A 24544-nucleotide genomic window follows, 5' to 3' on the forward strand; every position below is an offset into this window, starting at 1 on the left:
CTTTCTCCGGGCGTAAAAAAACCCTCCGCAGAGGGTTTAGGTTTCATTATGATTTCAGGGCGTTAATGTTTTGATATATTCGGATACTTCTTTGGCTGAATCACATTGATATTTTAATTTTTCATCCATTTTGCCTCGAAGTTCCTTGTTTTCTTCGCACATTACATTGAGGGCAGATAAATTATTTACTGCCATTAACAATGTCCTTATGCCTCTCTGGCACTCCGCTTTATTCGCATGATCAGCACACAGGACGTCAGGTGCGCTTTTTATCTGTTTTAGCGCATCGTTTTCCGCGCTTGCTAGCGTAGAAGTTGATGCTATTAATAATGCAAGAATCAATTTCCTCATGTTCACACTCTATTAGTAACGGTTTGTCACATCGTATCAGATGGATAGCGCAATAAAACGCAAATTTAAATCATCATGACTGCTGGCGTATTTCCCGATCCATCATTTGCCGCCAACGCCGCTCGTCATCATCCATAACTTCGTCGTATTCTTCGCGCGTCAGGCCTTTTTGATTAGGATATTTGGCGTTAAGTAAGAGGGCGAACTCAGTCATTGTCAGATGCGCCGCATCCTCTCTTGTCATTTCAAAGTGAGTACGGGCTGCATTAATGTATTCCATGGCATTAAACTCTGCCGTAGTCGTTGAGCTTTCGTGTCGCTGTAGCTTTCTGACCTTCGCCTTGCCGATTACACCGTGCGTCATCAGATGTTGAGCAATGATGATAATGTCGTTGCGGCTTAGCTTCCCAGGACGATAAACGATGTATCGCGACCACCCCTTCCATTCGCCAATCATTGGGGTTATGTCTTCTTCGCAACAGGCTTGTAGCACCTGCATTGAGACAGAAAGTACCTTCTCAGCCATGCGGTAGATTTGTGGTGACATCCAGTCAGGCAGCATGCCAAGGTGCGCGGCACATAAAGCGAGGAGATGTTGAACGTCACTACCATGAATCGTTGCATAGGCAGCAACTATTTCCTCAGGCGATCCAATCCGGGTCATTGCTGAGAAAGAGGGCCGTAGAATAAATTCCTTATTACCATCCACGCGGTCGCTTAGCACAACCTCGCCCAAATCTGTTAACGGTGTCATTTGGCCTCCATAATCATTATCAAAGGCATCACCCGGATGCCTTTTGGATTAATTACGGAGCCTCAGTTACTGTAACTTCGCATGTATCTGTGAAACCGCCATCTGCTGTTGTAGCCGTAATGGTGGCTGAACCTTCTTCAGCAATGATTGTTACAAGGCCAGTAGGGCTTACCGTTGCGATGGCTGGATCTGAACTTTCCCAGGTGACAGACTTATTAGTGGCGTCATTAGGCTCTACCATTGCTCCGAGTTGCTGTGTGGCACCAACAACAAGTGATGCGGTAGCCGGAGTTACTGTTACGCCAGTTGCCGCGATAGAATTAGCCACCTCAAAAACGACCGTGTCAGCGTCGTAAACCTTCCACTCACCGGAGAATGTGGAGATATCGCTTGTACCGAAATCACCAGACCATGAGGTTGTGTTGAAATACCCCATGATATAGGTGCCCGCATCTTCTCCAGCGAAATCAAAACGCACCCACACAGTAGGCTGGCGACCAGCCTGCACTTCGTCGAAAATGTATTTCGACATTCGCATTGCGCCGACTTCTACTGATTTATCAGCCTTACGAAACTCACCATCACCAGAGATGGTGAAGTCCATGTTATTGACGAGGTTCTCTACCAGCCCTTTGGAATCATCCGCCTCTGAGTTGACAGTGTTCATTGAGTAGTCGAAACCTTTCGTAGTCATTGCACCAAGACGCTTCCATTCGGAAAGCGCAGGTACAGCATCCGGGCAGCCGAAGGCCATGCGGAGCACAGCTACTTTCCCGATCAGCTTGCCAAAATCGTTAGCACAGCCTTGCATGTGTTACCTCTCAAATAAAAAAGGCCGCCCGTAGGCAGCCTAGATGGTGTGAAATTAAATTTAATCGCCGTAAACGCAGCGGAATCTAAGGGAGAAAACTATTCGTCCTTCAGTGGTTGGCATGGGGCTGGGGATGCCCATGGACTCGATATAGTTCAAGCATTCGTCTTTGGTAGGGTTTGCCCGCACATAGTCAATGATTTGCTGCATGCGCTCAGCAGCGCCCTTCCTGTTTTCTTTAGCACCCACAATCGTTACATCGACATAGTAATCTGAGGAAATATCATCACGTATTGGTGTGCCCCCCCCGGGCGAGAACACAATAAACGCATCCTTCAGGTTGCCAGTATCCTCGAATAACAGAAGCTGAACTTTGTATCCCGCAGTAAGACCAGCATCGACAAGCATGTTCCTTACGCGCTCATACATAGATGGAGTCATGGCTTAAGTTCCTTCTTGTAGATGTCCTTGATTGTGTCTTTATTCTTTTCCAGCGCCTTCACAAGGAATTGCGGCTCCCCATGCGGGTCCCAATAGTTACCCTGCCCCGTTCCTCCACCAAATGCTTTAGGCTTTTGTGGTCCAACTGATGAGCGATTGCTGGTCATGCCAAAGTCAGCGCGCGGCTGACCTTTTAACTTGCCAGATGCGTTGTGCACGGCCTTAGCATATTCAGCGGTGTACCCAAGCGTGCCCACTATTCCACTGGAACTGGTTTCCATGTTTTTAAACTGTGAGTTGATAAGGGTAGAGGTGTCTACAGGAGTTATTGCTGCGGCATCTGCCCCAACCACACTGAGAGACATGTATGTAGCCCGAGCGGCCTTTTTGCCCTGGATATCATCTATGATCTTGTTCAGATTCCTGACGACCTGGCTGATGCCTTTAACCTTCGCTCCCATAGCTACACCCCCGTAATGATTGACCAGTCATCTTCAACGCCATCGAGCGTGTCATTCCACTGTGTAGATGCTCTGACTTCATCGGCCTTTGTGTTTAACGGGTCTGGGTCTGTGCTTTCCCCGATGAGGATGTAATCACCCTCCTCAGCCAGTGCAAACGCAGTAAAGAATGTGTTTTTGACAACAACCTCTTTACCCATAGAGACAAGCTTTGCAGATATGCCGCCAATGTAGTCACACATGATGATTATTGGCGCCGCGTACCCGAGAGGGTCGCCATATTCATCGGTGCCGAGCTTCTTCCAGAATGTGCATGGTTTGTTGTAGCTCCACTGCGCTGCGCTGCTCACCAGAAACCTCCATCTGTAAAGTGGCTGGCCCCGTGACTTTCTGGCCGTCGATAAAGAATGAAAACTTCGAGGTGTCAAAAACCTGAATTTCTCTTTCTTCTGTTTTGCTTTTCTGGAACATCACTCTCTCCATTGGTTTACGACAGCGCCGCTCTCACGAATGCGCTTGCAGTTAATCACCCATTCGCCTCTGCTGTTTACGTAACCGGTAGTCTCGCGGCCCGTGTCAGTGCGAACCCAAACGCGGGAGAATGGTTTGGGTAATCGGTCAGTGACCGGCACCCAATCCATCAGCAGCCACCCACGACGAGGAAAAGGCCCACGCTTGAGCCAATATCTATCGGCAAGCTGGCAGTGCATCCAGAAGTATCCAGCGCAGCAAGAGAATCCCGCATGCTGGTAACATCGCCGCTGTATTCGAACGACCGCGACGCCCCTGAAGGCGCTGACTGTGATTTGATGCGCTGACTGTATGCGGTTAACGCCATTAGGGTGACGGCGTAAACCTGAATCAGCATGACATCGCAATCATCGTAGCCAGCCGCCTCCAGGCACTCCTGAATGCTGTCCAGTTTGCAGAGGTAGGCGTCAATCATGAACTCAGGGATAGAGTAGCCGAGTGCAGATAGCTGCTGCTTCACCTGCTCGGCTGTTATCTGCACTACTGCCATAGTTACTTACCTTTTTTAATGGCTTCTGCCAGTGCCGCTTCTGCTTCATCCGCACGTTTGGTTTCTGCTGCCAGTGCTGCGGCGTGAGCCTTTTCCTTCGCTTCACCATCGGCTTTGAGTTTTTCGTTCAACTCCAGTGCGTCGGCGAGTTGCTTTTGCAGACCAGTAAGGTCACCTGATTTAGCGGAAGGGGTTGCCACTTCGAAGGTAAGCTTCTCACCTTTCTTCTTGTCGGTTTCCTTCGCTTTACCGGCCTTAATCCAGCGTTCTGCGGTTGCTTCGTCTACATCGACCACAGCGCCGACCTCCAGCTTGCGGAGATCGGCACCGGCGTGCAGGTTGCTTGCCACGATTTCTACCAGTGCCATGTTTTATCCTTAGCTCGACGCGTGAATGACGGAGTACTTGTTGTTGATGTCCTGCTTAACCATCAGGCCCATCGCGCCCCAGGTGCGCCAGATGTAATCGCTGTTGTATTCAGGACGAGGAGAAGCAACAGTGCCGATTGCCTGACCGACGATAGGAGCGATAACGCCAGCACCCAGCGGCACGATGACGATTTCGTTACCGGTTAACTGACTGTCTTCTTTGATTGCCGCCACTCCGGTCAGCTTCATGATTTCATTCATGATGGTGCCCGATTGGAAGTTGTCAGAGAAGTAGCGCTCCAGATTGGAGATGATTTCACCGGACACATACCAGGTCTGCTCGGCATACTGGCTGTTGATGCGTCGCATCTGGTCACGCAACGCGATCGCGCCATCACGAATAGCCTGTGAGGTTGCTGTGCCAGAGGTAAAGTCGATGTTCAGGCCGGAAGCGCCCAGGTCGATTTGAGCAACACGCTCATCGTCTTTCAGTCCTTTCCATGTCAGACCGTCGAACACCGCGAAGTTACCCGCTTTATCGCGGAAGCCGTTAAAGATGTAATCGACATAACGACGCTGCACGTCCTCTACCGAGCCACGCTGTGCGTCAGACTGCGACTGCAACGCCTGAGGACTGTTGAAGATCGGATCACGCCATTCGAATTTAAATCCGGAGTCATGAATAGGAACCATGGTGCCGTCGAAGGTGTAACTACGAGCGTCAAGCGCCGCGCCTACCTGGCCGGACATGGAAGTGTGAGCCCAGCCACGACCACCGGTGCGAGCGTAATCGTAACGCGATTGTTCGATACGAACAGACCGTGACAGCGGCATTATGTCGTTGAACAAAGTGAACTCAGTGTTCGGTTCGAACTGCTGAAGAACTGTGGTATCAAAAGCGCGGTACAGGCGACGAATATCATCAACTGCGTTAATAGCATCCAGATGACCATTCTCGCCAAATCGCGTGCGAGCCAGGAAGTCAGCCGCCGCCTGCGCACTGGCATTACGCTCGTTTTGCAGGTTGTTGAACTGCCACTGGTTAACTTCTGCGTTACCGGTCTTTTCGCCGATAGACTTGGAGAATACAAACATAGCTGCCCCTTACTTGATTACGACACGAAGCAGGTCGCCTGCTGCCGCTGTATATGATTTATCTTCTTCCACATAGCAACGAACAGACTCATCCTCAGCGGCTACTTTCACTTGTCCATTTGCAATGGATAGGGCCTGGCCTTTGGTGTAAGTGCCTGCTGCTGCTCGTACGTTTAAGAACATGCCAGGAAGTGGCTGAATACCAACAACTAGCTCGCCAATCGGAATCGAATCATCAACTGACAGGCATCGCAGATAGTCTTTGTTTGCAACATAAAGGATTGCGGCTTCATTCCCGTCTACAGAAGCTGTGAATTTATCAGCAGCGCTGAAGAAACCGATTGTGCCCGGAGGTGTGGCAGCCACAGCAGCGCCCTCACGATTGAGCAGCGGATTGGGGAATACACCACCAGCGTGGATTACATGCTTTCCATCTTTAGCCATTTTATTACTCCGGCATTTCGCTAACAGATTGAGAGGAATTGACCTGGCGGAATGTACCATTCAGGCCGGTAGATTTTTGGCTGTTGGCATAGAGTCGGTCTAACGCTTTGCCGTCCAGATCTGCGACTTCTTCATCGCTCATGTTCATCGCCAGCTTTACCGCATTGCGCTTGTCGGCTTTCTCTTTGTCTGAGTTAACAGCCATGCCACTTTCGATGGCGTTAAGCTTCTCTGCGAAAGGTGTGAACCATGCCGGTGCTTCCTGGCTGTTGTTGGCGCTGCCTTTTGCTGCCTTTTCGTCAGCCTCTTTCTTCTCGCGGGCGGCCTTCTCTTCAGGCGTTTCGCTTTTGGCTGCCGCCTTTTCGGCTGCCATCTGATTGTAAGCGTCCATCAGTTCGGCATCGGACTTGCCGTCAGTCGGCTTACCAGCGGCTTTCAGCGCATTGATAATCAGTTCTTTCATCGGATCGTTCTCTCCGTTGGTTTTAATCTCGTACTCAGTGGGTTTGCGCACGACTTCTACAGGTTCGCCGACGAGCGATACGGCCCCGTCAGAGATGAGGTACTTCTGTTTGAATAGAGTCCGGCCAGATGTGGTCTTCTTTTCTTCTTCGAAAATCAGATAGTCCGGGTAAATGCTGACTACATAGCGCCAGGAATCAGGAGCGGTTGAGCGAATTGCTTCACGCAGTGATGCGGCAATCTCGTCGAAGGACATCCCGGCATCATTAGCGACAAAGAACTTTATTTTGTTCAGCCATCCGTCTTTACGGTTATCGCTAACGATCGCGTCTTGGAGGTTGCAGACTTCAATTTCAGTCTCATCACCTTCGGCATTAACGAAGATGCCCACGCCTTCTTCTGGTGTGCCCGCGCCGGGCTCATCGAGCAGCACAGCCACATGGTCAAACATCATGTTGGTGGCGATCTCGTTGTACTTTTTGCCTTTCGACTCGCCATTAGCTGCAATGCCGGAATAGAGCAGCCCGGTAGAGATGTGAATGGCTTCGGTATTGGTGCCGGCCACCATCTCATCCAGCCGGTTGATCAGGCGCTTACCCTTATCGCTGGATTCGGCGTATTGCCGGTCAACGTACATGTCACCGCTGACCTTGCCGTCTTTGTGGTTGACGTTCTGGAGCCATGCGCCGACGTGATAGTTGTTCACTGCCCGGACATCTCGCGCAGATACATGCTTGCCATCCACCTTCGGGTGGCCAAGCGGCATAGGGTTACGCTCAAGCGTGTTGTAGGCTTTTTCGATTTCGGCTGCCGGGTACAACTTCCGGTTCATCACGATATCGTCCACGACAGGCGTGATGCCGCGAACCACGATATGTGGCTTGCCGTCGATGGTTTCAGTGGTGATGTTTGAAGCGGAGTTGACGACGGTCAGCACGTTAACGCGGTTGCGTTTCATGCTGGGTCCTCGTTATTGGATTTTTCGTAACATTGGCGCTCTACAGCACCAGGGGAAATAGTCCAGCGCGGTTATGCACTGGTAGCGAGCAGTTCGACCGCAACCACAACACCAATAGACAGTCATACTGGGCCTCACTGGTGAGTTTCAGGCAATAAAAAAGGCCGCCGAAGCGACCTAAAAGAGGCGGTCAGGTGTTGCTAACATTAACCTAATATCGTCTATGTAGTCTTGGAATCCAGGATCAGGTTCTTCAAGACGACCATGACTTCTTATGTACTCTTCGTGAGCATTTTCATCTAACCAACGATCTGTAATTTTGATTATTCTGTCTATATAACTGCTATCAGGAACGATAATGCTGTACGCGTCAAGAATACTCAGCTCCTCCGCAGGCAATCGCCACTCTCTTTCCCACGTGAAATCGACTCCAAAAGGACGCTCATCTGAGATGGATATTGGATCATGAAGCATATAACGCCACAGCAGCTCATCATGAAGTAGGTTTTTCTCTCTTGAGGGCATATAAATAACAGTTCTGCCTCCTTGAGAGAAAATATAGTCTTTCAAATATTTCACACCGAATGGTTGATACTTTGATCTGTCACTGTGCATGAAATACTCAGGAGATTCAGTAAAACAAATACAAGATTTGTAGCCCGTCTTGTATGGATCCCCGCTTTTGACCGCACCATCATGAATAATGTTCAATAGGACATCGAAAGCAGTTTCATAATCAGTTTCTTTTATCTTTTCGAAAGGCTCGGCCTTTATCCAGTGATAGATAAATCTAGTGCTATCAATCCGTTTGCTCATATCCCCCCCATTATGGAGAGGATAATTTAACGTTCAGCTATTTTTTTTCCAAGCCGTTTGTTCTTGGATTAGCCTTATCTGTAATCCCTCATTGAAGATGCTGCCGTCGTCATTGAGCAGTGCCGGAATCTGACTACAATAACAGTGATATCTGTTGCCATTTCGCGAATAGAACTCCCTCACCCACACCGTTGTTTTTACCTTCCCGTGTTCCTTGGCGTGCCACCACCTGGTGGTCGGTTTGAGCGCAGATAACCACAGCAGTCCGGTATTGAGACCAAGCCTGTCGGCAGCCCAATCGGTCTCGTTCCAGTTAGCCTCGCGCAGCGCCCCTACCTGTTCGGTCTGAGAAATATTCTTTGCCCGAGACATCGATACATCCAGCCTCTTGCTAACAATGGCCGCCGTTTCTCTCGGATTTACACCACGCCCAATCGAATCGGCAATGATGTTAGCCAGGTCGCCGCGAGCCTTATCGCTCTCAAGCTTCCAGTCGCTGTATGTGGACACGAAAGCAGCGGCTATCTGGTTCTGGTAGGCCGGAGTGCTCAAAAGCTGCTGTAGCGTCGTCTGGCTTGCGTAGACTGGAGACTGCACAGATAGATTAGTGAAAGCATTCAATGTTCCGCGCTGGTATTCCTCGGCGACGTAATCAAACGCCCACAGATTCTGGCTGCCACCTTCTAACAGATGGTCATCGAGTATCGTCTGCACTACCTGCAACAGGTCGGCTAATTGTGCCGCTGTCATGTCGTAGATGTATGTGCCAGCGTTAACCTGGTATAGCGTATCGGGCTGATTTCCATTCCGTGCAAGGATATAACCGTACATCGAATTAGCTGCCCGCTCGCGACCTATTAACCGTAAGTCGAATAGCTGCTTCAGTGCCACCTTGATGTCGTAGTAGCGCTGTTCAATGTCTCGGTACATCCGGTTAACTGCGCGATAGGATTGCGTCGGGTCAGCTTTGTTACGCGGTATTATCGGGCTTCCCGGTTTCTGTTGGTTTTGCAATTGGCTCACCTGTCAGCGGGTCGATACTTTTCGCAGATTCGTCAGCACCTTTTGGTTCCTTTGATTCTTTGCGTGGTTCAAGTTCGCCCACCGCTCGGATTTCATTTTCATCAATGGATGGGGTGCCGTATGCCTGTTGAGTATCTTTAGCAACCTGAGCCATAGCCTGCATGTTGGCTATCTTTTCTTTCTCACTAGGTGCGAGTAAATCAGACCATGCGAGCGTTACTTCACCATTCTTCGGAGGCTCGATAATTCCCAGCGTCCAGAAGCGCTCAATGACACGAGTGATATAGTCAGTAAGGAAGCCCCAGCGGCGACCATTGCAGCGCTTGGCCCACTCTGTTTTATCCTCATCGGATGCCAGGCGACCAGTTTGCTGCCCGAACAGAATGGTGAACGGGCATTGAATGGTTGCGGAGAACTCATTAGCGGCCACCGTCCATGTTGGTGTTGGGTCTGCCGCCGCTACAGAAAGGACAGATGCCTGTCCAGCCTGCATGACCAATGCCGAATCAGTACCACTATTCATCCTGCGGATTTTGTCGTTCATCGCGTCGCCGAGTTTATCGAACCCTTCCTTTTTCGCCTGATCGATAAGGGTGTTGATATCAGTATCTTTGCTGAACTCAATGCCAAGTTGGCGACTGGCATTCTTCAGGAATCCTTCTGCGCTGCCGCCTGATGTTTTCTCAATATCGAGTAGCTTATTGAATCCTGCACGAAGCAAAGGCACACCGGCGAGCATGTCCTCATCCTCTGAACCTTCACTCAGGATGATCACGCGATCTGGGTGGACGGTAACGCTGCGCACGGTTCCATAAGTGCCATCATCTCCAACTGGTTGCTCGTTGAAGTTGTAGTTAACCGGCTGTCCGTAGGTATCAGACTGAGTATCAATATCGAAGTTACCCGGCTTAATCTGCTGCTCCCATGCGGGAATGAGCTTCACTAACGCCTTATCGCCGAGAGCTTTCACGATGTTGCGATCAACCGGCTGCCACCATTCACGCCCATCTTTGATTTGCATCAGCAGAGCGGAATATCGACCTACCAGGTTGCGGCGGTCAGCATCTTTTAGTTTGGCCCAGTGCTTGCTCAGGAGCTTGGTAGTTGAAGCTTCCCATTCACTGGTTTCTTCGGCCTCGTCTTTCTCTTCGCCATCGATAATTGTCGGGTTATCTGCCCAGCATGAATCCAGCAATTTATGCACAGCCGCATGAGCTACCGAATTACGCTCGTATGCCCGGTAGTAGTTATCGAAGTTAACCTGTTCCGGGTATCCGAACTCATCCCATAGCTTCGTGCGTTTAGTATTCCCGCTTGGCCCATGCGCGTACAGCATACGCTGCCGCCCTATAGCATCAGCAAGGGCATTTACGAGGAATTGCTCCCCGCTATTTAATTCACTCACTGAGTGCTCCTTAGAAGAAGATTGCGCCAGAGGATTTGTGTTTGATATAGCCATCTAAGCCATAACGCACACCATCCCAGCAGTGATTATTCTTGTCCTCGATAACCGGCAATACCTCACCAGTTATGCGGTCAGTTTTATAAGAGTAGAGCCGGGCCTCTTTCGCTGTCTCTTTGCAGCGAGGGTGAATGATGATTTGCTTGAATCCTCGCAGGCAGGCTATTCCATCCTCAACACTACCTTGCCACTTTTGGGCGGCTGTAATGTTGAAGCCCTGCGACTTAATGTGGCTTATTGTCTCAGGCCGTGAATTGTCTGCCTTGATAGGCCACTTTCTCGCCTCTGGTATGCCGGGGAAATTGGCCTCATCGGTGACCTTCCAGTCTGCCAACTGCTTAGGAGTGGCATCCTCTTTCCCTGCATAGAACTTCCACATGTCGTCTAGCTCAACGTGATTCCCGTAGGCTTCATATTCGATGTAGAGATTGCTTTCGAGGATGAACATTCGAATGAGGGTGTTCGGGTCTTTAGCGAATCCGAAGTCACCGCCGAACAGCAACCGCTCTGCCTTCTGCCAGAGGTCATCGGCAAAGCTTTGCACGATATATTTATTCGCAAGCACCTGCTTATCGGAGTTTTCAAGATATGCGCCTTCCCAAATCCACGCATAATCAGCGTAATCGAGGTTTTCCAGGTCTTCGAGGCGCTCCTCTTCGAGCACCTCCGGAAACCACGGATTGTCGCTGTAATTCATCTCGACAATCATCGAGCTTTTAGGTGGGTTCTTCCTGAATAGCTTATCGGTGGCGCTGCCGTCTTTCTCCGGGTTCCATGTCACCCAGATTTCGGAACCCTTTTCACGCACGGTCGGGCGCAACTTCTTCCAGGCTGTCGCCGATACCGATTCAGCCTCATCAACCCAGGCAACCAGAATGCGCGCCTTGGATTTAATGCTGTCGAGGTTGTGGCGCAGGCCGCAGAACACGTAGCTAACGTTGCGGTTTTTGGTGCGGATGTATTTTTCGCCAATATCGAAGTAATCATCCAGCCACGGAACAGACCTGATCGCCTGCTTCACTTCCTCCATTGACGACTCTTCGAGAGAGTTCATAAACTCGCGTGCGCAGAGTATGACGCCGCTTAGCCCGCTTTCCGCTGCCTGATATGCCTTAACGGCGCTCATAAGCGCAAAGGTACGCGTCTTTGCCGAGCCGCGCCCACCGTGAGCGCAGCGGTATCGAATGCCATCGGTGGCGAATACTGGAACTAATTTGGCTGGTATCTGGAGATCAACTTGGCTTTCCATTGGCTGGGTCAACTCCTACCAGGCGGATCGTCGTTGGCTTGGTTGCCATGCTGCCATCCGGGCTGGTGTGCTCCACTTTCTGACGATTGGTGTATGCATCCCCGCACTCTTTGGCTGCCTGCTCTATTAGTGTTGCCGCCAGCGCCATGTTTCGCATGTTCTCTGCTTTCGTCATCATTCGGTCTAGCGTTCGAAGACGATAAGCTTTGTTAGCGATCGGGATGTCGCTTAATTCCGTCTGGAAGCGCTTTCGGGTTTCATGAAACAACTCAACCCATTTCTGCCCAAGATTTTTAGCCATCGCCCTGGATGGGTCATAGGATGAAACCTGCTGTAGCGTTACCACCAGGCCAAACTCTTGTTTCACCTGCTCCGCAACTTTCGTGGGGGTATCGAAGCAAGCCAGCGCCTGTACAATGAAGGCCTTAACCTCTGGTGATAATGCTGCCATTGGTTACCTCCATGACAAACATAATGAAACACTTATGCCAGTTTCAGCATGCATGTCCCGCATGACCTGGCTATATCAACGTGAGCCACTTCTGCTGGCGCATTGGCCGCATCAACAAGCTCCTGTACTTCTTTGCTGGCACCGTATCGACGTACGACACCAGTGAATTCTTCAACGTCATGGCCGCGAAGTGTAAGCACTGGCTGCCCGGTCTCTTTGTTGAACTTAGGCGCGCCGAAATCATCAGTGGCCTGGGCGATGTGGTAAAGCTCATGCTCTACCAGTGCGCAGAATTCTAGGTCACTGCATTGTGAGCAGTAGTCGGCTGCGAGTGTGATGATGAACTTCGGAATGCGACCAAACCATTCATGCATCTGCTGTTCCATTCTGGCTTTCTGCCATCCACCGGCGCGGAGCATTACCTGTTCGGCCTGTCCGAGTACGTATCGACCTTTTTTCGCGAACGAGTCAGATGCCCACATGAAGCAGAGATCGGCCTCAAGAAGGTGTTCGTGGTCAGGGTTATGGATGCTTCCGGTATCGCTGATGATTTGCCGGTTTATCCACTCATGCACTTCGTTGGCGGGGATCAGCCTAGTGTATGGATGCCAGTTGTCGGAGTCGATGAAGTTAACTGGCGGGTATGGCCTGCGCTCGTCATCGTTAGCCATGAGTTACTCCGCTGTTTCTTCTTCCGGTGTCTCAGCCTGTTCTTGCTGTACTGGCGTGAAAACTATCTCGCTCAGTTCGTCAGGCTGAATGTAGCGCCACTCGCCATCTTTATTGGCCACAGCAAACAGGCCGTTAACAAGTTGAGGCTCTTTGACGGTCATGATTCCTTCGTAAGTGGTCCCGTCTTTCTTTTTGGCGCTTACTGTGTATTGCATGCTTTCACCTTCTGACTGATGCCATATCTAACGATGAATTTAGACACTCTGTCGTAATCAGGCTCCTGCCCGGTAATAATGCAAAACAATGTCAATGTGCGGAGGTATACCGGCAGCCACCAACGAGATTTAATCTCCAAAGTCAGTGTTATAACCATTGCACTCTATCCTCACGATGCCGTGCATCGTCGTATGTTGAAGCTCGCCGCTTTTAATAATTGGCTGCCCGTTTTGCCTCCTTGCAATGACTACAACCTCGCCTTTTTCGTCATCGGCGGTTAAGCATCGTTTTACTTCAGATCCGTCGAGATAAACTTTTATACGTTGCCCGGGATTAATTTTTATACCTGGGTCATCATCAAGTACGGTCAGGCGCATAGTCATTCTCCTGTAATTTAATGTTCCAGTTTCATTCTGCCATGGCACTGGTTGCCACTATGAGCGCTCAAACCCTGCCGGGTAGCAGCCAGCAGGTAAACACGCGGCATTACTCGTTACGTTTATCGACAATACGCTCGCTTGCAGGGGTCCCCTTATGGGGCAAGGTCTTCGCTGATATTGTCACGCGTTATCGTGGAGACGAGTCGGCTTGCACGCCCACTATGTGGGAGGAGGATTATTGTCGCAGGGTTGCGGTGCTTCACAGCATGACTTCCCCACTTACGGCTTACCCGTCAGCAAGATTGGATCACACTCCTTGCGGGGCTACACAATCTGTTTCCGCCACGGAATTGATGAGAGCCGTTGTGAAAGTGGCTCTTTTGATCTTCATGCCGCTGCATAGAGCAGCTTCATCTGACCTTTAACCGGAAATGCAGCCATACAGCGTGCTTCAAAGTCCTTTGTATCAATGCTGCAATTTGCAATATTCGTTACTGCGATAAGCTGCTGCTCGACTTTTCCCAGCGCATCAGGTTTAAGGTGCTGGTGAATTTTCTCTCCGCTTTCCCCTGCTGCTGTTTTCGCTGCTTGGTACACAAAGTCTGGTAACGCAACGGCATATACCCACCTGGCGGTGATTTGCCCAAATAATGCTGGACAGCCGCCTACGTGGCCGAAGTACGGAAGCCCGGTCATCTTTGCCAGCGCCTGGTAGAACGGATCTTTAAAGCGCTTCTCCCAGGATGTCGGCTGCTGATACACCATCAGGCCAACAATCTGGTCTTCCGTAAGCTGGAAGTTTTTGCTCAGAAGAAGATTTTTGATGTGACGATCGCAGGCGCGGGCGAACTTTGCTGATAGCCAGCGGGCAAACTCAACAACCAGTTCGGGGTGCATCCAGGTTCCGCCGTAACGGCCTTTTTCTGCACGAACTAAAAGGGTAGAAATCTGCCCTTTAGAATCGAATGGCTCAATATCAAGTTCTTGCGCCAACTCTGCGATGTATTCCCGACTTGATTCCAGTATTGTCCAGTTCTTTACCCTCTTGCCGTGGTGCTTTGCTGCCACAGTAGCGTTAAACCAGCAATCTGAATAAAAAGGAAACTGTTGTTCATCAAACGTCATCGGAATGATGTTGCTCATAGCGTTTACCTTACTTTGAGATGAACCTTTGCCGCACAGGAGATCAGCCCGTCGAGGCTCGCCAGCACTAACTGACTCCTCAAAGGCTCATTCCAAAGGGTTGGGTTCGACGTGGTTACATGCGCATTGCGGTGCGCGGTGAAATTCGGGTAAAAAAAGCCCCGCTATTGAGAGGCTCTTGTGATATGGACTTCTTCTTATTCAGGATTGACAGGCTTTACCAACGATTTCAGGTGCTGAATTACCGGAGCAAAGAATTCAATGCCAAGCTTGTCCGCTGCATATTTCGCTACATCGAAAATCTTCTCTACATCCTCGGCAGCGTAATAAACAGTGTTAGTTTTCTCGACCGCTGCCTTCACGGCTTCCGCGTTCGGATCTGCTACTACTGCGGGTTGTACTTCTACGGTATCAATCACGGTCTTTTCCTTATTTTCTGGCTGCTTTTTGGTAAGGAACCACTTAATGGGATTGAACATTGGATTTTTCTCCGCATAGCTTCACCCAGATATCGTTGTGATCGTTTATCGCCCGCACCGTCCGTATATCCATAACGTCAGCATCTTTGCCGTGAGTGCGGATAGGTGCGTCTTGCGTGCAGAGTGAATCGATGGTTTTGGTTGGCGCTTCAGTCGTCGGAGTTGAATTGTGATTTCCGCAACTTGTCACGCTGAGCATCATCACTGAGAGCAGCATTGCTTTGTTTAACACTGTTCGCTTTCTCCGTATTGTCAGACTGCTGTTTGGCAACCGAAGTTACCTGTGCAGATTCAACCTTAGCCGCCGTAACGTCAGCTTTAGCCTGCGTCTCAGTGGTGCCGATTTTCTTACCGCCGAAATAAGCGCTGACCAATGCGGCCACTACAGCCAGCCCGGCCAGAATCTCTGTCCACCAGCCAGAAAGTAATGCTGTCAGTGTTGTCATGGCTGCGTGTCCAGTTGTTGCTTCTTCTCAACAAGGCGTTTCTGCCGGACAAACTGAGAGATAACCGCCATCGCCACCATAAAGGCGCCAATGAATCCCAGATAGTTCTGGGGCAGGAATGACTTAATGTCAGGTGGAAGCATATTCCAGCCATTCATCGCAGCGTCAGGGAATGACTGTACCCATGCGCTTAATGCAGAGCCGATACTTGCCAGCCAGACTGACCAGGCTTTAAACAGGAGCTTCGCGTGGGCCACAAACTCAAGTGAACTATATTTGCGAATAAGCAGCACGGCCAGAATCGCGATAAGCACGATAACCAGCCAGGTGATAAAGGTCATATCAGCCCCTTATAGATATCGTATGTACCGGTGCGGATTACTTCTGCGTGACGTTGCGCTCTTTTAGGCGTCTGTTTGCTCCACAAGCTGTCCAGCATGCCAGCCGATGCGCCGGTGAAGTTTCCAGCCGCTATCATAGCGAGTGTATTTTTGAAACCGGCCAGCCCATCCACGCCCATCTGATAAGCCATGCTCACAAGAATATCTTTGCGCTCTGCGTTGCACTGCTTCATAGCCGCAACGATGTTTGGTTTTGAGTTCATCTCTTTAACCGTGGCATCAACAAATGACTGTAGCCATACGTCGCTTACTTCCCGGGGCACAGTAAATGTGTAGTTGCTCAACGCTGCGCCTTTTGGGCCAATCTTGATCCCTGTCGCTACAGTCGGATAGCCTTCTGTGTCGATATAGGGCTTTGCTCTGTAGCCTTCTTCAAAAGTAAGGATCGGGATTATCTGGCTCATTTCGCCTCATCCTCTTTAACGACTTTGTTAACTTCGGTGGCTGTCTGCTTTGGCAGAGCATCCAGCTTCTTCTGTATGCCGCCTACCGCCACATCACGCTGACTGGCTTTTTCTGCATACTCAGATCGGGCAATAAAGTATCCGGAAGTGACGCCCCCCAGATAGATGCCGAACGCGGTCATAAAGATGACCAGCCACATTCGCCATGTAATGGAAAATTCTTCGGACGTTAATTTCATGTTCATCGTGGAACCCCCAGCGATGTGCGGAGTTGGTTTATTTCGCTTATGAGGTTCTTATTAGAAGTGGTCAGGTCTGAAACTTGGTTTTTAAGTGATTCGTTTTGTTCAACAAGTAGCTGCTGAGAGTTTTCGATTATCTGGAGGCGGGCCTGTGTTTCAGTGATCGTCTTCCAGTAGTCGCGGATAGTCTTTTCTTTGTCGCCGACTTCTTTTCTCAGCTCTTCGTTGTTTGCCTCAAGGCGATCGATAAGCTTTTCCTGACGTTCGAGCATGTCCACATGCTGATTGTCATTTTCATTGCGAACTTTGTTTGTTAACCAGAAACGACTGAAGGCCATCCATCCGTTAATAGCTACAGATACAGAAGCTCCCATCCCTATCAGGGTCTCTTTTGTAATGAACTCAATTGCCATAAGGTCGATCTCCGACCATTGTCGGCTTATTTATTGTGTGTAGAGAAAGCGCCACTCATGCCACGGCACGTTATCTATGAGTGAAAGTGATTGCTGGATGGTTGGCGCTAAATAGAAAAAGGCAGATCTGTGGCGACCTTGCTTTGATATGTACTCCGTTTCGTGGAGCTAACGGGATGGAGCGCTACTCATCCGCCCGGGCGGAACTTATTTTCGGCTTTAATGCCCTTGCCGCATTTGGTGCCGGTTAACGGACTTGAACCGCTACCCATCCCCTTACAAGGGGGCCGCTCTACCATTGGAGCTAAACCGGCTAATTTGGCGGGGCAGGAAGGATTCGAACCTTCGACCATTCGGTTAACAGCCGAACGCACAACCGCTGTGCTTCTGACCCAGAAACGAGAAAAGCCACCGGCTATTAACCTGGTGGCTTTTCTTTAGTGATGCTTCATTTCGTCATCACCGCGCTCTTTCGCTATTGCTCCCGAGCATACCTAGAAATATACACTTTCATTTCGCAAAATCAACTCATTGCGGAAATATTTTTCCTTTCATGCTGCAATTAGAGAATTTTCATACTCCATTTCACGCTTAAGTGCATAAAACATTTCCTCATCCAGTATTTTCGAGCACCACACTACACGTCGGCGCGAGGCCTGAATATCCATTCCTGTGTGATAGCTGATTAGCCTGGCAATGTCTTGCGGGCATTTGCGCTCGCAGTATTGTTTAATGGCTACATCGCGAACCGGGCTGTCTCGGTTAATGGTTTTGCATAGAACTCTTTCTACGAAAGCAGCATCATCGGATTCTTTGGCGAGAGCGATGATGTTGCTTAGTGAAGATTGAGGTATAACCAGGTCGCGGGCTTTTCGGTATAACTCTTCTCCGCGTAATGCGCCACCCTCTTCGCTGTAGAGATACTTAACCACCCCTTCGATTTGCTCCCCTTTGTCAGCGCTCCACTGGCTGCGGATCATCAATCTGCCGATGACGTTAATAGCCCCTGCTGGTGAATCGTCACCACGGTTAACCCTTCCCCACACAGCAAGCATGTAATGTACCCAGGCTTGTTGCTTCTTCGTGATTGCTCGCTTCGGATGTTTCCATGTTCGCCGTAGGTGGGCTTCATCCACGATTGATGGAAGATGGTAAATCGCATCGACCTTTCTCATTCCGCCTCCGCTATCAATTCGTCATGGTTCAGGTAAAGCCCCCAGCAGCTAACCAACATGCTTGCCTTCACAACCGCCTTTTCCTCATTGCACCAACGACAGAACCAACTGACAGCGCCATCTACTTCCTGCTTTACCTGCCCTTGATTGTCGAAGTGCACCGGGTACACAACGTCATCGAATACAGCAGCGGTGGTCATTGGGTAACGTATGGTTTTCATGCTGCTTGCTCCCGTTGGTTAATCAGTTCTTTAAGCTTCTGCTGATACTCAGCTTTGATTGCCTTGCATTCATCAACCGTCCAGCGGTGGCGGTCGTGATTCGACTCAATGCTCTCAACTTCCGCCAGGCCAATGCGCCTGATAAGCTCAGCTCTGTACGGGACTAAATTCCCGCTCTTGTGCTGATTGCAAACTGAACATTGCTTCCATATTTGGCGAGGATCGAACCTTAGCTGTGGTGCGGCGGCCGTAGTGCGATAGTGGCCAGCATCCCATTGAGCGGCGCTCAACGTTCCACATGAAACGCAGGGAAGGTATTTATCTCTCTCACGGATGTAGGCATTAACTGCTTGCTGGGCTTGCTTGATGAAATAACTGCGGGGCTGTACTGCTAACTTGCGGACTTTTAAACTTCGTCGTTCCTGCTGGGCTTCATCCTTTCGTCGTCGTTCTGCTTTCTGTATCGCGTTCTGACGGTCTTTCTCTCTCTTGGCTAGTGCTATTACGGTTCCGCAATCTGCGCTACACCAGGTTTGATTCTGGAAGGCTGGATGAAACCATTCCCGGCACTCAGGATTCTTGCACCGCTTTCTGGGTTTCCTCATCTCGAATTACTCCGTGGGGATAGGTTTCATCTGGTGCCAGTGGCTTTGTACATGCTGCGCAATATCCTGCTGCTGCGTTGCAGGTGCGTTGATATGAGGTGATGGATTCAGGGCTTAGCATTGTCTTTATCCCGCATCATGAGGAAGAGAATCATCGCTGCGCGAAGTGGTTTTTTCTCATCGCCGTAATACTTATCACCGGCCAATGAAGTTGCTCTGCACCATGCGTTTTGTGGCGTGTCATATCCGTCATTATCAAAATTAATGCTGATTAGGTTATCGTGGATAATCGGCCAGGCGTCTGCCGGGTTGTTGCAGGGATTGAATGTTGCATACACCTCGTCATATTCGACATGCTCACCGAATTGCACGTCGTTCAACTGCCACAAAAGCTCAATATCGTCGCCTTTACCGTTTTGATGGTGCTGGTTACCATTGGATAGAGCGTCCATAACCATCCCGTTAATCTGCTGGTCACTCATCTGTGAATAGTCGGTCATGCTATTGCCCTCAGAAGTAGCTCTGTAGCTGGTTGAGTATCTGCGGGTCTTTAGTCCCGGCGAATACGTGTTTAATGGCGGCGTTAATCAGTGCGCTGTAGCAGCGTTCGAACTCGTCAGGTTCCATGTTCGCGTAAGCCAGGCTCTTGGCCCTCACCTTAAGTTCACCCTTGATGGTCGTGACGGTGTCAAAGAAGCCAGCAAGAATGGTTAGATTCTTTCTGAACTCTTCTTTCTGGGTATATTCGTCAGAGCAATCGTATCCGGCGTTCTCTGCTGCCCAATGAGCAAAACAGAAGCCGAAGAAGGCAAACACTTTTCGGTGAAAAGAGGGGTTTCGAGTGAGCTTGATTTCGGCGGTGTACTGCTCGCCGTTCTTGAACTTGGTTAACCTGGGTAAGTCACTATCGAACGCTGGAACAAAAACGCCACCGGCATTCTTGACCATTTCGATCTGCATCGCTTCCTCACTTGCATAACAGCCTGAACATGAAGTAGATAAAGACGCAGATGACGATTAAATCCATCAGCTATCTCCTTTAACGGTTCCATTGCTGTCACGGTAGTCATCAAGCGCCGCTGCAATAGTTTCTATCGGGTCGCTCTCCTGCCCGATAATCTCGTTAATATTTTTCTCATCTTCAACATCGAAGAAATATTTCAATGCCAACATAATTTCTTCGTAAGCTTTCATTGCTCTTCTCCTTTAACGGTTATGCCAGCGGCGAGTACTTTTCTTTTGCAGATGCCCAGGCACATGCCGAAGCCCATTGCCATATAGTCGTGGTTGGCGTCCGTTTCACCTTGGGATAGCATTGGCTTAGGAAGCTCAACGACGAGTGCGGCGCGGCTGGCAGTCCACGCCATAAACATGGCCTGAATGTTGAGGTACAGATCTTCGTTATCGTCTTCGCCAACTGTGTATTCGTTCTCTTCCTCGTTGAAAGCATTAAACTGAAAGTCCTCCGTTTCGATGATTTCCCGCTTAAACCACGCTTCAAACTTCGCCCGCTCTTCATCAAGCTTTAGTGTTTCGTTTGTCATAAATCCCCCATAAAAAAGGCCCGCGATTTGCGAGCCTGTTAAACCAGTTTCATTAGATGCGCTATTAGCGGAATGACTGCTATCACTACTGAAAATCTAATGATGTAGCCATTTCCAAGCACTCTGTATCCATTCTCCCAGGTAATAAAACACATCACCGCCAGGAAAATATGAAAGAGTGCCAGTAGGCCAATCCCCCAGATAATTGCTTCTTTCATGCTCGCACCTCACGCAGTCTCTTATTTAGCTCGTAGCCGGGCCAGTTCTGGCGGCACTCTTCAAATACCGGATTCCCCGGCGTCGGCTTCATGAAAATAACCTGCTTCACTGGCTCAGTCGCTGGACGATATGAACCTCTGCCGTACATCTCTGGCGGGCTTGATTTCACTGCCGAATAGCATCTGAATCCTTTCTTGCCGACGCATGTCACACACCCAGCTTTACGCAGCTTCGTGACTGCATCGGACACTTTGCGAGAGTGACATCCCATCGCTTTCGCTATGCCTGAAAGGTTTATTCCGGGGCTGTGTTGGATGATTGTCCAGATTTGATATGCGCGGGATAGTTCTTTGATTCCGGTGTTCATACATCGGCTCCTCTGGTGTATTTCCGTTGCTTCTGATCGGCCTGCGGTTTGAATGTGCACTTCTCCCGCGCTTCGCCCTGGTCGCAATCCATGAAGTGACCATTAACAAATCGTTGGTAGACGGTGCCAAGTGAACCGAAGCGGTTCTTGGTTACGATGATTTCTGCGAATCGCGCTGCGTGACTGTTCTCGTCGTACACGGATTCGCGGTAAAGCATGATGATGGAGTCAGCGCAACGAAGCATTGCCAGGCAGATGTCCATATATTCGTGCTGTTCCAGCCCGCCTGGTAACACTGCAGGGTTAAGTACGACGTGTCCATAACACGCCTTGATGTATGCGGCTTCATTAAAGGCTGCGCGGTTAAAGTCAGGTAGGCCGCTCATCGGGCCTGCGATGTAAATTTTCATGCCGCACTCTCCGCCAGTTCTTTCAGGTTATCTTCCGTCAGAATCACGTCGCGTACTTCCCGGGTTAACGCTGCTTCCATCTTGCCCAGGCAGCCACGAATGCGGGTGATTTCCGATTCTGGAAACAGGCTGTGGCTCATCGTGCGCAATGTCCCTTGCAGGTTGCGGTTGTTCACCTTGCCCGATAATGCTTTGGCACACTTACGCAGAGACTCACCAACCTTTCTGCCTTCAAGTCGTGCAAAGGATCGGCATAGTTCGAGAGTGAGGAGAGTGTCAGGGAACTCTTTATATTTACTTGCATGGATGATTTGTAATGCGGCGTTCATGATTGAAGTCCTTTCTTCAGGCCAAACTTCGACCGGATTTCTGCGAGCTTATCCAGCGCCTTATCGTTGCTGACCGGGATGCTCAGTTTCGGTATTTGCACAACCGGTGCCGGTATAGCCTCTCCCGCCTCGATACGCTTCGACATGGCTTTGAGTTCACTGGCGCAGCGTTTGCGCAGTTCCGGCTCTGTGAGGTTGAGAGATCGCATCTGGTTAAACAGCGCGGTCACCATCCAGAAACAGGCTGGCGATTCCCATGGATAAGCTTCTGCCGAACTGTAATACCCACGGTCACGGCTGTACTTCATGACCATGCGGTAAAGCTCATCCAGGTCAGGCAAGCCGTTAGCCTTGATAATCCCCTGCTTGCACCATGCGATGAATTGCCCGGGCGAAGGCCAGAATGCCGACTCACTGGCTCGGGCATGCTGCATGCCAGCCGATAGTTGCTCACGACTCCTGATGCCATTCTCAGCGAATGCGGCGATCCACTGACGTTTAGCGGCGGCTTCGTCAGACGGATTGCGAAACACTGTCGATACCGCAGCCGGGAATACTTGCTTCAGGTTCTGAAAAAGCGCGTCTACCAGCTTCTCAGCGTTTTCGTTAACGATGCTTACTGGCTCAGGGTTAGCCCCTGCCATGCTTGCCAGCGCACCGCCGTCTCGGTTGGCGATAATGCTCGTCAGATTTCTCATATGAACTCCTGCCATGCTTCACGTGTATTCCAAGATTCGGATTTGATAGGTGTAGGTGCGGCACCTTCCTGCTTCCGTTGCGCTGTGAGTTTCTGCCACTGCTTACGCAGACTTGTAGGGCTGAGGATGTTTGCTGCCCAGAAGTGATGTTTGTTCGCCCACTTGAAGAGATCACAAATCTCATGGTGACTGCGATTGTCCTGCTGTCGCATGAGTCGAACGGTGTTTGACCAGTCAGCCCAACTCGGCTCAGGTGTCGAAGGGTCTAGCAGGGCTATGCGGGCAAACAACCACTGAGCAGCTTTGAAATCGTCTGCATCACCCCAGAGTTTCCCAGATGGCGAATAAACCCCATCAGCAGCTTCTGGGTGACGAGACAAGAACTTCTCGGTGGCATCGTTTCGGGATTCGTCAGAATTCCGGGACGAAGAAAGGTTTTTATTATTGTTATTACCTTCTTGTTCATGATGCGCGGCTTTATGCTCGGTCTTATGCGCGGGGTGTACCTCTGAGGCCGCGCCAGCACTGGCTTCGTTATGCGCGGAGTTATGCGCGGAGTTATGCGCGGGTAAATCGGGTATTTTTTCAGCATATTCGGAGTAATTCAGAACGGTTATTAGCGTCCCTTTTCTCCTTTCAGCATGAACTGAAATCATCCCTTCTTTCTCAAATACAGTAAGCATCCTTTCAACTGCATGGCGACTTGTTGGCTCCCCGTTTCTGTTGCATAGAGCCAGACCAAGATCAGCTGAGGTCGTTACCAGTTGTCCGGTTTCCAGTCGCCATGTATGCCCTTTAAAGTTGGCTACGAATGGTTGCCTGGCTGCGTCAAGCAGGATGTTTTCCCAGAGCGTCCTGAGATAGACATCCTTTGCCCATGGTTGCTTCTTGACGCTCCGGTACAACGGGATGTAACCATTCTTCTGGTTCTCCATCCTGTTGCTCCTAAACTGAGCGGTATATTGTTCAGGGAAGGTTAATATCCTCGCCGTGCTCATTGGCCATCCCCTTTAGGCGGCTTAACCAGGGCAAAACTCTTCCCAGTGTAAACGAAGGTTCCGCCATCCTGAGTAAGCTGCTTCACCAGTGATGCACCAATGCTCGCCAGCGCCCAATAGGTGTTTCCTTTGCTGCCAAAAGTGCTGATACCCATTTCTTCAAGCATGAATTCGGTGTCGTGCGGGAAGAAGTAATCATCGAAGGTGACAAAGTTAAATTTATCGGTCAGCTCCTCTACAGAGCTTGCCTCTCCAAATGGAAGAAACCTGCGGCATTCGGTTAAGATCTTGTCGATTGGGCATGAGAAGAATTCTCTGGATTGTGATACCCGGAAGCGGGAAAGTGATTCATGAATGATTTTTTCATCTCGCTCTGGGTCGGCAGAGATGAATTTGGCTTCAACAACGAAATCAGTAGGAGAGCCGGAAGACTTCGACAACTGCCCTGCCCTTTGCTTCGGATGAAGTCTGGTTAATCCAATCTTGTACATGCCCGGCATAGAAGGGTTAGATAAAACGTATACCCAACCTTTTGGATTGAAATCTGAAGGGAAAGGCATGCTTTCCCCCGGCTGCATATTCAAAAGCTCTTCAATTAGTGCCATAATTACTCCTGTGAATTGATCCAGTTATTCGCACTAAGCGCTGAAGTGTTCCAAGCACTCCGGCGCTTTTTCTTTTGTCAGCAGCCTGGCCACATGCTTAGCCAAATCCGCTAACTCTTCGTCTTCGACGCCCCACTCCAGAACTGCCAGTAGCATCGACATGCGAGGTAACAGCGACTCCTTCCAGCGTGTAATTTGCGACTTGTCCACGCCGATAAGCTCAGCGACGTTCGCAACGCCACGAATAGCAATCTTGCTCAATAACTTGCTTTCAATTGCGCGGGCTTTATTGCGTGTTGTTGTAGTGTCCATTTCGTATGATTTCCGTAGTTGATTAAGTACGTGTGCATACCGTGGGGTATGCCACTTGTTGCTCCGACATTTCGGTGGGAGCGGCTTCAGAGTTTTAA

General features: G+C 50.0%; 39 protein-coding genes, 2 tRNA genes and 2 pseudogenes. All 43 read right to left on the reverse strand.

The window, feature by feature from the left end:
* Positions 1-54: 54 nt before the first annotated feature.
* Entirely contained in the window at positions 55-195 is a 141-nt protein-coding gene (locus tag E2L00_RS21575; RefSeq protein WP_236127688.1) for a hypothetical protein, read from the reverse strand.
* 229 nt (positions 196-424) lie between these two features.
* Positions 425-1105: a DUF6246 family protein gene (locus E2L00_RS06850; protein WP_167608826.1), complete on the reverse strand. Its 681-nt coding sequence runs from the start codon at positions 1103-1105 to the stop codon at positions 425-427.
* Positions 1106-1157: 52 nt separating this feature from the next.
* Entirely contained in the window at positions 1158-1916 is a 759-nt protein-coding gene (locus tag E2L00_RS06855; protein ID WP_167608829.1) for an Ig-like domain-containing protein, read from the reverse strand.
* 60 nt (positions 1917-1976) lie between these two features.
* Positions 1977-2357, reverse strand: a complete 381-nt coding sequence (locus E2L00_RS06860) for a phage tail termination protein (RefSeq protein WP_167608832.1) — start codon at positions 2355-2357, stop codon at positions 1977-1979.
* Entirely contained in the window at positions 2354-2818 is a 465-nt protein-coding gene (locus E2L00_RS06865) for an HK97 gp10 family phage protein (protein WP_167608835.1), read from the reverse strand. The genes E2L00_RS06860 and E2L00_RS06865 overlap by 4 nt, the downstream gene beginning before the upstream one ends.
* 2 nt (positions 2819-2820) lie before the next feature.
* A complete protein-coding gene (locus tag E2L00_RS06870; RefSeq protein WP_167608838.1) occupies positions 2821-3168 on the reverse strand; it encodes a hypothetical protein in 348 nt (115 codons plus the stop codon).
* Between the two features lie 290 nt (positions 3169-3458).
* Entirely contained in the window at positions 3459-3839 is a 381-nt protein-coding gene (locus tag E2L00_RS06875) for a DUF7370 family protein (RefSeq protein WP_167608841.1), read from the reverse strand.
* 2 nt (positions 3840-3841) lie between these two features.
* Entirely contained in the window at positions 3842-4207 is a 366-nt protein-coding gene (locus tag E2L00_RS06880; RefSeq protein WP_167608843.1) for a hypothetical protein, read from the reverse strand.
* 9 nt (positions 4208-4216) lie between these two features.
* Positions 4217-5302 (reverse strand): major capsid protein, encoded by a 1086-nt coding sequence (locus tag E2L00_RS06885; RefSeq protein ID WP_167608846.1) that lies wholly within the window; start codon positions 5300-5302, stop codon positions 4217-4219.
* A 9-nt stretch (positions 5303-5311) separates the two neighbouring features.
* On the reverse strand, positions 5312-5746 hold the full coding sequence (locus E2L00_RS06890; protein WP_167608849.1) for a hypothetical protein: 435 nt from the start codon (positions 5744-5746) through the stop codon (positions 5312-5314).
* Between the two features lie 4 nt (positions 5747-5750).
* Entirely contained in the window at positions 5751-7166 is a 1416-nt protein-coding gene (locus E2L00_RS06895; protein WP_167608852.1) for a DUF2213 domain-containing protein, read from the reverse strand.
* 177 nt (positions 7167-7343) lie between these two features.
* Entirely contained in the window at positions 7344-7982 is a 639-nt protein-coding gene (locus E2L00_RS06900; RefSeq protein ID WP_167608855.1) for a hypothetical protein, read from the reverse strand.
* Between the two features lie 33 nt (positions 7983-8015).
* Complete coding sequence (locus E2L00_RS06905) at positions 8016-8912, reverse strand: phage head morphogenesis protein (RefSeq protein ID WP_236127703.1); 897 nt, start codon at positions 8910-8912, stop codon at positions 8016-8018.
* 40 nt (positions 8913-8952) lie between these two features.
* Positions 8953-10341 carry a DUF1073 domain-containing protein gene (locus tag E2L00_RS06910; RefSeq protein ID WP_236127704.1) on the reverse strand — a complete coding sequence of 463 codons (1389 nt, stop codon included), beginning with the start codon at positions 10339-10341 and terminating at the stop codon, positions 8953-8955.
* 79 nt (positions 10342-10420) lie between these two features.
* Entirely contained in the window at positions 10421-11716 is a 1296-nt protein-coding gene (locus E2L00_RS06915; RefSeq protein WP_167608864.1) for a PBSX family phage terminase large subunit, read from the reverse strand.
* Positions 11700-12167 carry a DUF2280 domain-containing protein gene (locus E2L00_RS06920; RefSeq protein ID WP_167608867.1) on the reverse strand — a complete coding sequence of 156 codons (468 nt, stop codon included), beginning with the start codon at positions 12165-12167 and terminating at the stop codon, positions 11700-11702. Before E2L00_RS06920 ends, E2L00_RS06915 begins: the two co-directional genes overlap by 17 nt.
* A gap of 32 nt (positions 12168-12199) precedes the next feature.
* The gene (locus E2L00_RS06925; protein ID WP_167608870.1) at positions 12200-12838 is read right to left on the reverse strand and encodes a putative metallopeptidase; all 639 of its coding nucleotides are present in this window, start codon (positions 12836-12838) and stop codon (positions 12200-12202) included.
* Between the two features lie 3 nt (positions 12839-12841).
* Complete coding sequence (locus E2L00_RS06930) at positions 12842-13054, reverse strand: hypothetical protein (protein ID WP_167608873.1); 213 nt, start codon at positions 13052-13054, stop codon at positions 12842-12844.
* A gap of 129 nt (positions 13055-13183) precedes the next feature.
* A complete protein-coding gene (locus E2L00_RS06935) occupies positions 13184-13432 on the reverse strand; it encodes a hypothetical protein (RefSeq protein WP_167608876.1) in 249 nt (82 codons plus the stop codon).
* Positions 13433-13822: 390 nt separating this feature from the next.
* Entirely contained in the window at positions 13823-14578 is a 756-nt protein-coding gene (locus E2L00_RS06940) for a KilA-N domain-containing protein (protein ID WP_167608879.1), read from the reverse strand.
* Between the two features lie 197 nt (positions 14579-14775).
* Positions 14776-15057, reverse strand: a complete 282-nt coding sequence (locus E2L00_RS06945) for a hypothetical protein (protein WP_167608882.1) — start codon at positions 15055-15057, stop codon at positions 14776-14778.
* Positions 15058-15206: 149 nt separating this feature from the next.
* A complete protein-coding gene (locus E2L00_RS06950; protein WP_167608885.1) occupies positions 15207-15503 on the reverse strand; it encodes a hypothetical protein in 297 nt (98 codons plus the stop codon).
* Entirely contained in the window at positions 15500-15844 is a 345-nt protein-coding gene (locus E2L00_RS06955; protein WP_167608888.1) for a DUF7940 domain-containing protein, read from the reverse strand. Before E2L00_RS06955 ends, E2L00_RS06950 begins: the two co-directional genes overlap by 4 nt.
* Complete coding sequence (locus E2L00_RS06960; protein WP_167608891.1) at positions 15841-16308, reverse strand: glycoside hydrolase family protein; 468 nt, start codon at positions 16306-16308, stop codon at positions 15841-15843. Before E2L00_RS06960 ends, E2L00_RS06955 begins: the two co-directional genes overlap by 4 nt.
* Positions 16305-16553 carry a hypothetical protein gene (locus E2L00_RS06965; RefSeq protein ID WP_236127689.1) on the reverse strand — a complete coding sequence of 83 codons (249 nt, stop codon included), beginning with the start codon at positions 16551-16553 and terminating at the stop codon, positions 16305-16307. Before E2L00_RS06965 ends, E2L00_RS06960 begins: the two co-directional genes overlap by 4 nt.
* Positions 16550-16963, reverse strand: a complete 414-nt coding sequence (locus E2L00_RS06970; RefSeq protein ID WP_167608894.1) for a hypothetical protein — start codon at positions 16961-16963, stop codon at positions 16550-16552. The genes E2L00_RS06965 and E2L00_RS06970 overlap by 4 nt, the downstream gene beginning before the upstream one ends.
* Before the next feature lie 238 nt (positions 16964-17201).
* Positions 17202-17277, reverse strand: a tRNA-Thr gene (locus E2L00_RS06975).
* A 5-nt stretch (positions 17278-17282) separates the two neighbouring features.
* Positions 17283-17357, reverse strand: a tRNA-Asn gene (locus tag E2L00_RS06980).
* A 157-nt stretch (positions 17358-17514) separates the two neighbouring features.
* Positions 17515-18138, reverse strand: a complete 624-nt coding sequence (locus E2L00_RS06985) for a hypothetical protein (RefSeq protein WP_167608897.1) — start codon at positions 18136-18138, stop codon at positions 17515-17517.
* On the reverse strand, positions 18135-18359 hold the full coding sequence (locus tag E2L00_RS06990) for a protein ninY (RefSeq protein WP_167608900.1): 225 nt from the start codon (positions 18357-18359) through the stop codon (positions 18135-18137). The genes E2L00_RS06985 and E2L00_RS06990 overlap by 4 nt, the downstream gene beginning before the upstream one ends.
* Entirely contained in the window at positions 18356-18964 is a 609-nt protein-coding gene (locus tag E2L00_RS06995) for a recombination protein NinG (protein ID WP_167608903.1), read from the reverse strand. Before E2L00_RS06995 ends, E2L00_RS06990 begins: the two co-directional genes overlap by 4 nt.
* A 107-nt stretch (positions 18965-19071) precedes the next feature.
* On the reverse strand, positions 19072-19464 hold the full coding sequence (locus E2L00_RS07005) for a phage protein NinX family protein (protein ID WP_167608909.1): 393 nt from the start codon (positions 19462-19464) through the stop codon (positions 19072-19074).
* 10 nt (positions 19465-19474) lie between these two features.
* Positions 19475-19924, reverse strand: coding sequence for a DUF1367 family protein (locus tag E2L00_RS07010; protein WP_167608912.1), 450 nt, complete (start codon positions 19922-19924; stop codon positions 19475-19477).
* A 66-nt stretch (positions 19925-19990) separates the two neighbouring features.
* Complete coding sequence (locus E2L00_RS07015) at positions 19991-20158, reverse strand: hypothetical protein (protein ID WP_167608915.1); 168 nt, start codon at positions 20156-20158, stop codon at positions 19991-19993.
* Positions 20155-20508, reverse strand: coding sequence for a phiTE_015 family protein (locus tag E2L00_RS07020; protein ID WP_167608918.1), 354 nt, complete (start codon positions 20506-20508; stop codon positions 20155-20157). The genes E2L00_RS07015 and E2L00_RS07020 overlap by 4 nt, the downstream gene beginning before the upstream one ends.
* Positions 20509-20546: 38 nt before the next feature.
* Entirely contained in the window at positions 20547-20726 is a 180-nt protein-coding gene (locus E2L00_RS07025; RefSeq protein ID WP_167608921.1) for a hypothetical protein, read from the reverse strand.
* A gap of 364 nt (positions 20727-21090) precedes the next feature.
* A pseudogene (locus tag E2L00_RS21850) lies at positions 21091-21327 on the reverse strand (DnaB-like helicase C-terminal domain-containing protein); the annotation flags it as partial.
* 36 nt (positions 21328-21363) lie between these two features.
* A pseudogene (locus tag E2L00_RS21855) lies at positions 21364-21504 on the reverse strand (DUF4406 domain-containing protein); the annotation flags it as partial.
* Complete coding sequence (locus E2L00_RS07035; RefSeq protein WP_167608927.1) at positions 21501-21833, reverse strand: DUF7740 domain-containing protein; 333 nt, start codon at positions 21831-21833, stop codon at positions 21501-21503. The pseudogene E2L00_RS21855 and the gene E2L00_RS07035, both read right to left, overlap by 4 nt.
* Positions 21830-22531 (reverse strand): replication protein P, encoded by a 702-nt coding sequence (locus E2L00_RS07040; RefSeq protein ID WP_167608930.1) that lies wholly within the window; start codon positions 22529-22531, stop codon positions 21830-21832. Before E2L00_RS07040 ends, E2L00_RS07035 begins: the two co-directional genes overlap by 4 nt.
* Entirely contained in the window at positions 22528-23466 is a 939-nt protein-coding gene (locus tag E2L00_RS07045; protein ID WP_167608933.1) for a replication protein, read from the reverse strand. The genes E2L00_RS07040 and E2L00_RS07045 overlap by 4 nt, the downstream gene beginning before the upstream one ends.
* Positions 23467-23525: 59 nt before the next feature.
* The gene (locus tag E2L00_RS07050) at positions 23526-24134 is read right to left on the reverse strand and encodes a GIY-YIG nuclease family protein (protein ID WP_167608936.1); all 609 of its coding nucleotides are present in this window, start codon (positions 24132-24134) and stop codon (positions 23526-23528) included.
* Positions 24135-24167: 33 nt separating this feature from the next.
* Positions 24168-24446 (reverse strand): CII family transcriptional regulator, encoded by a 279-nt coding sequence (locus E2L00_RS07055; RefSeq protein WP_167608939.1) that lies wholly within the window; start codon positions 24444-24446, stop codon positions 24168-24170.
* Positions 24447-24544 lie beyond the last annotated feature (98 nt).

This window comes from Cedecea colo (assembly GCF_011808225.1).
Taxonomy (GTDB): Bacteria; Pseudomonadota; Gammaproteobacteria; order Enterobacterales; family Enterobacteriaceae; genus Dryocola; species Dryocola colo.

Bases quoted from the DNA above. Each gene is read 5' to 3' on its own strand.
- E2L00_RS21575 (WP_236127688.1), bottom strand. From the start codon at position 195: ATGGCAGTAAATAATTTATCTGCCCTCAATGTAATGTGCGAAGAAAAC.
- E2L00_RS06850 (WP_167608826.1), bottom strand. From the start codon at position 1,105: ATGACACCGTTAACAGATTTGGGCGAGGTTGTGCTAAGCGACCGCGTG.
- E2L00_RS06855 (WP_167608829.1), bottom strand. From the start codon at position 1,916: ATGCAAGGCTGTGCTAACGATTTTGGCAAGCTGATCGGGAAAGTAGCT.
- E2L00_RS06860 (WP_167608832.1), bottom strand. From the start codon at position 2,357: ATGACTCCATCTATGTATGAGCGCGTAAGGAACATGCTTGTCGATGCT.
- E2L00_RS06865 (WP_167608835.1), bottom strand. From the start codon at position 2,818: ATGGGAGCGAAGGTTAAAGGCATCAGCCAGGTCGTCAGGAATCTGAAC.
- E2L00_RS06875 (WP_167608841.1), bottom strand. From the start codon at position 3,839: ATGGCAGTAGTGCAGATAACAGCCGAGCAGGTGAAGCAGCAGCTATCT.
- E2L00_RS06880 (WP_167608843.1), bottom strand. From the start codon at position 4,207: ATGGCACTGGTAGAAATCGTGGCAAGCAACCTGCACGCCGGTGCCGAT.
- E2L00_RS06885 (WP_167608846.1), bottom strand. From the start codon at position 5,302: ATGTTTGTATTCTCCAAGTCTATCGGCGAAAAGACCGGTAACGCAGAA.
- E2L00_RS06890 (WP_167608849.1), bottom strand. From the start codon at position 5,746: ATGGCTAAAGATGGAAAGCATGTAATCCACGCTGGTGGTGTATTCCCC.
- E2L00_RS06895 (WP_167608852.1), bottom strand. From the start codon at position 7,166: ATGAAACGCAACCGCGTTAACGTGCTGACCGTCGTCAACTCCGCTTCA.
- E2L00_RS06900 (WP_167608855.1), bottom strand. From the start codon at position 7,982: ATGAGCAAACGGATTGATAGCACTAGATTTATCTATCACTGGATAAAG.
- E2L00_RS06905 (WP_236127703.1), bottom strand. From the start codon at position 8,912: ATGTACCGAGACATTGAACAGCGCTACTACGACATCAAGGTGGCACTG.
- E2L00_RS06910 (WP_236127704.1), bottom strand. From the start codon at position 10,341: ATGCTGTACGCGCATGGGCCAAGCGGGAATACTAAACGCACGAAGCTA.
- E2L00_RS06915 (WP_167608864.1), bottom strand. From the start codon at position 11,716: ATGGAAAGCCAAGTTGATCTCCAGATACCAGCCAAATTAGTTCCAGTA.
- E2L00_RS06920 (WP_167608867.1), bottom strand. From the start codon at position 12,167: ATGGCAGCATTATCACCAGAGGTTAAGGCCTTCATTGTACAGGCGCTG.
- E2L00_RS06925 (WP_167608870.1), bottom strand. From the start codon at position 12,838: ATGGCTAACGATGACGAGCGCAGGCCATACCCGCCAGTTAACTTCATC.
- E2L00_RS06930 (WP_167608873.1), bottom strand. From the start codon at position 13,054: ATGCAATACACAGTAAGCGCCAAAAAGAAAGACGGGACCACTTACGAA.
- E2L00_RS06935 (WP_167608876.1), bottom strand. From the start codon at position 13,432: ATGCGCCTGACCGTACTTGATGATGACCCAGGTATAAAAATTAATCCC.
- E2L00_RS06940 (WP_167608879.1), bottom strand. From the start codon at position 14,578: ATGAGCAACATCATTCCGATGACGTTTGATGAACAACAGTTTCCTTTT.
- E2L00_RS06945 (WP_167608882.1), bottom strand. From the start codon at position 15,057: ATGTTCAATCCCATTAAGTGGTTCCTTACCAAAAAGCAGCCAGAAAAT.
- E2L00_RS06950 (WP_167608885.1), bottom strand. From the start codon at position 15,503: ATGACAACACTGACAGCATTACTTTCTGGCTGGTGGACAGAGATTCTG.
- E2L00_RS06955 (WP_167608888.1), bottom strand. From the start codon at position 15,844: ATGACCTTTATCACCTGGCTGGTTATCGTGCTTATCGCGATTCTGGCC.
- E2L00_RS06960 (WP_167608891.1), bottom strand. From the start codon at position 16,308: ATGAGCCAGATAATCCCGATCCTTACTTTTGAAGAAGGCTACAGAGCA.
- E2L00_RS06965 (WP_236127689.1), bottom strand. From the start codon at position 16,553: ATGAACATGAAATTAACGTCCGAAGAATTTTCCATTACATGGCGAATG.
- E2L00_RS06970 (WP_167608894.1), bottom strand. From the start codon at position 16,963: ATGGCAATTGAGTTCATTACAAAAGAGACCCTGATAGGGATGGGAGCT.
- E2L00_RS06985 (WP_167608897.1), bottom strand. From the start codon at position 18,138: ATGAGAAAGGTCGATGCGATTTACCATCTTCCATCAATCGTGGATGAA.
- E2L00_RS06990 (WP_167608900.1), bottom strand. From the start codon at position 18,359: ATGAAAACCATACGTTACCCAATGACCACCGCTGCTGTATTCGATGAC.
- E2L00_RS06995 (WP_167608903.1), bottom strand. From the start codon at position 18,964: ATGAGGAAACCCAGAAAGCGGTGCAAGAATCCTGAGTGCCGGGAATGG.
- E2L00_RS07005 (WP_167608909.1), bottom strand. From the start codon at position 19,464: ATGACCGACTATTCACAGATGAGTGACCAGCAGATTAACGGGATGGTT.
- E2L00_RS07010 (WP_167608912.1), bottom strand. From the start codon at position 19,924: ATGCAGATCGAAATGGTCAAGAATGCCGGTGGCGTTTTTGTTCCAGCG.
- E2L00_RS07015 (WP_167608915.1), bottom strand. From the start codon at position 20,158: ATGAAAGCTTACGAAGAAATTATGTTGGCATTGAAATATTTCTTCGAT.
- E2L00_RS07020 (WP_167608918.1), bottom strand. From the start codon at position 20,508: ATGACAAACGAAACACTAAAGCTTGATGAAGAGCGGGCGAAGTTTGAA.
- E2L00_RS07025 (WP_167608921.1), bottom strand. From the start codon at position 20,726: ATGAAAGAAGCAATTATCTGGGGGATTGGCCTACTGGCACTCTTTCAT.
- E2L00_RS07035 (WP_167608927.1), bottom strand. From the start codon at position 21,833: ATGAACGCCGCATTACAAATCATCCATGCAAGTAAATATAAAGAGTTC.
- E2L00_RS07040 (WP_167608930.1), bottom strand. From the start codon at position 22,531: ATGAGAAATCTGACGAGCATTATCGCCAACCGAGACGGCGGTGCGCTG.
- E2L00_RS07045 (WP_167608933.1), bottom strand. From the start codon at position 23,466: ATGGAGAACCAGAAGAATGGTTACATCCCGTTGTACCGGAGCGTCAAG.
- E2L00_RS07050 (WP_167608936.1), bottom strand. From the start codon at position 24,134: ATGGCACTAATTGAAGAGCTTTTGAATATGCAGCCGGGGGAAAGCATG.
- E2L00_RS07055 (WP_167608939.1), bottom strand. From the start codon at position 24,446: ATGGACACTACAACAACACGCAATAAAGCCCGCGCAATTGAAAGCAAG.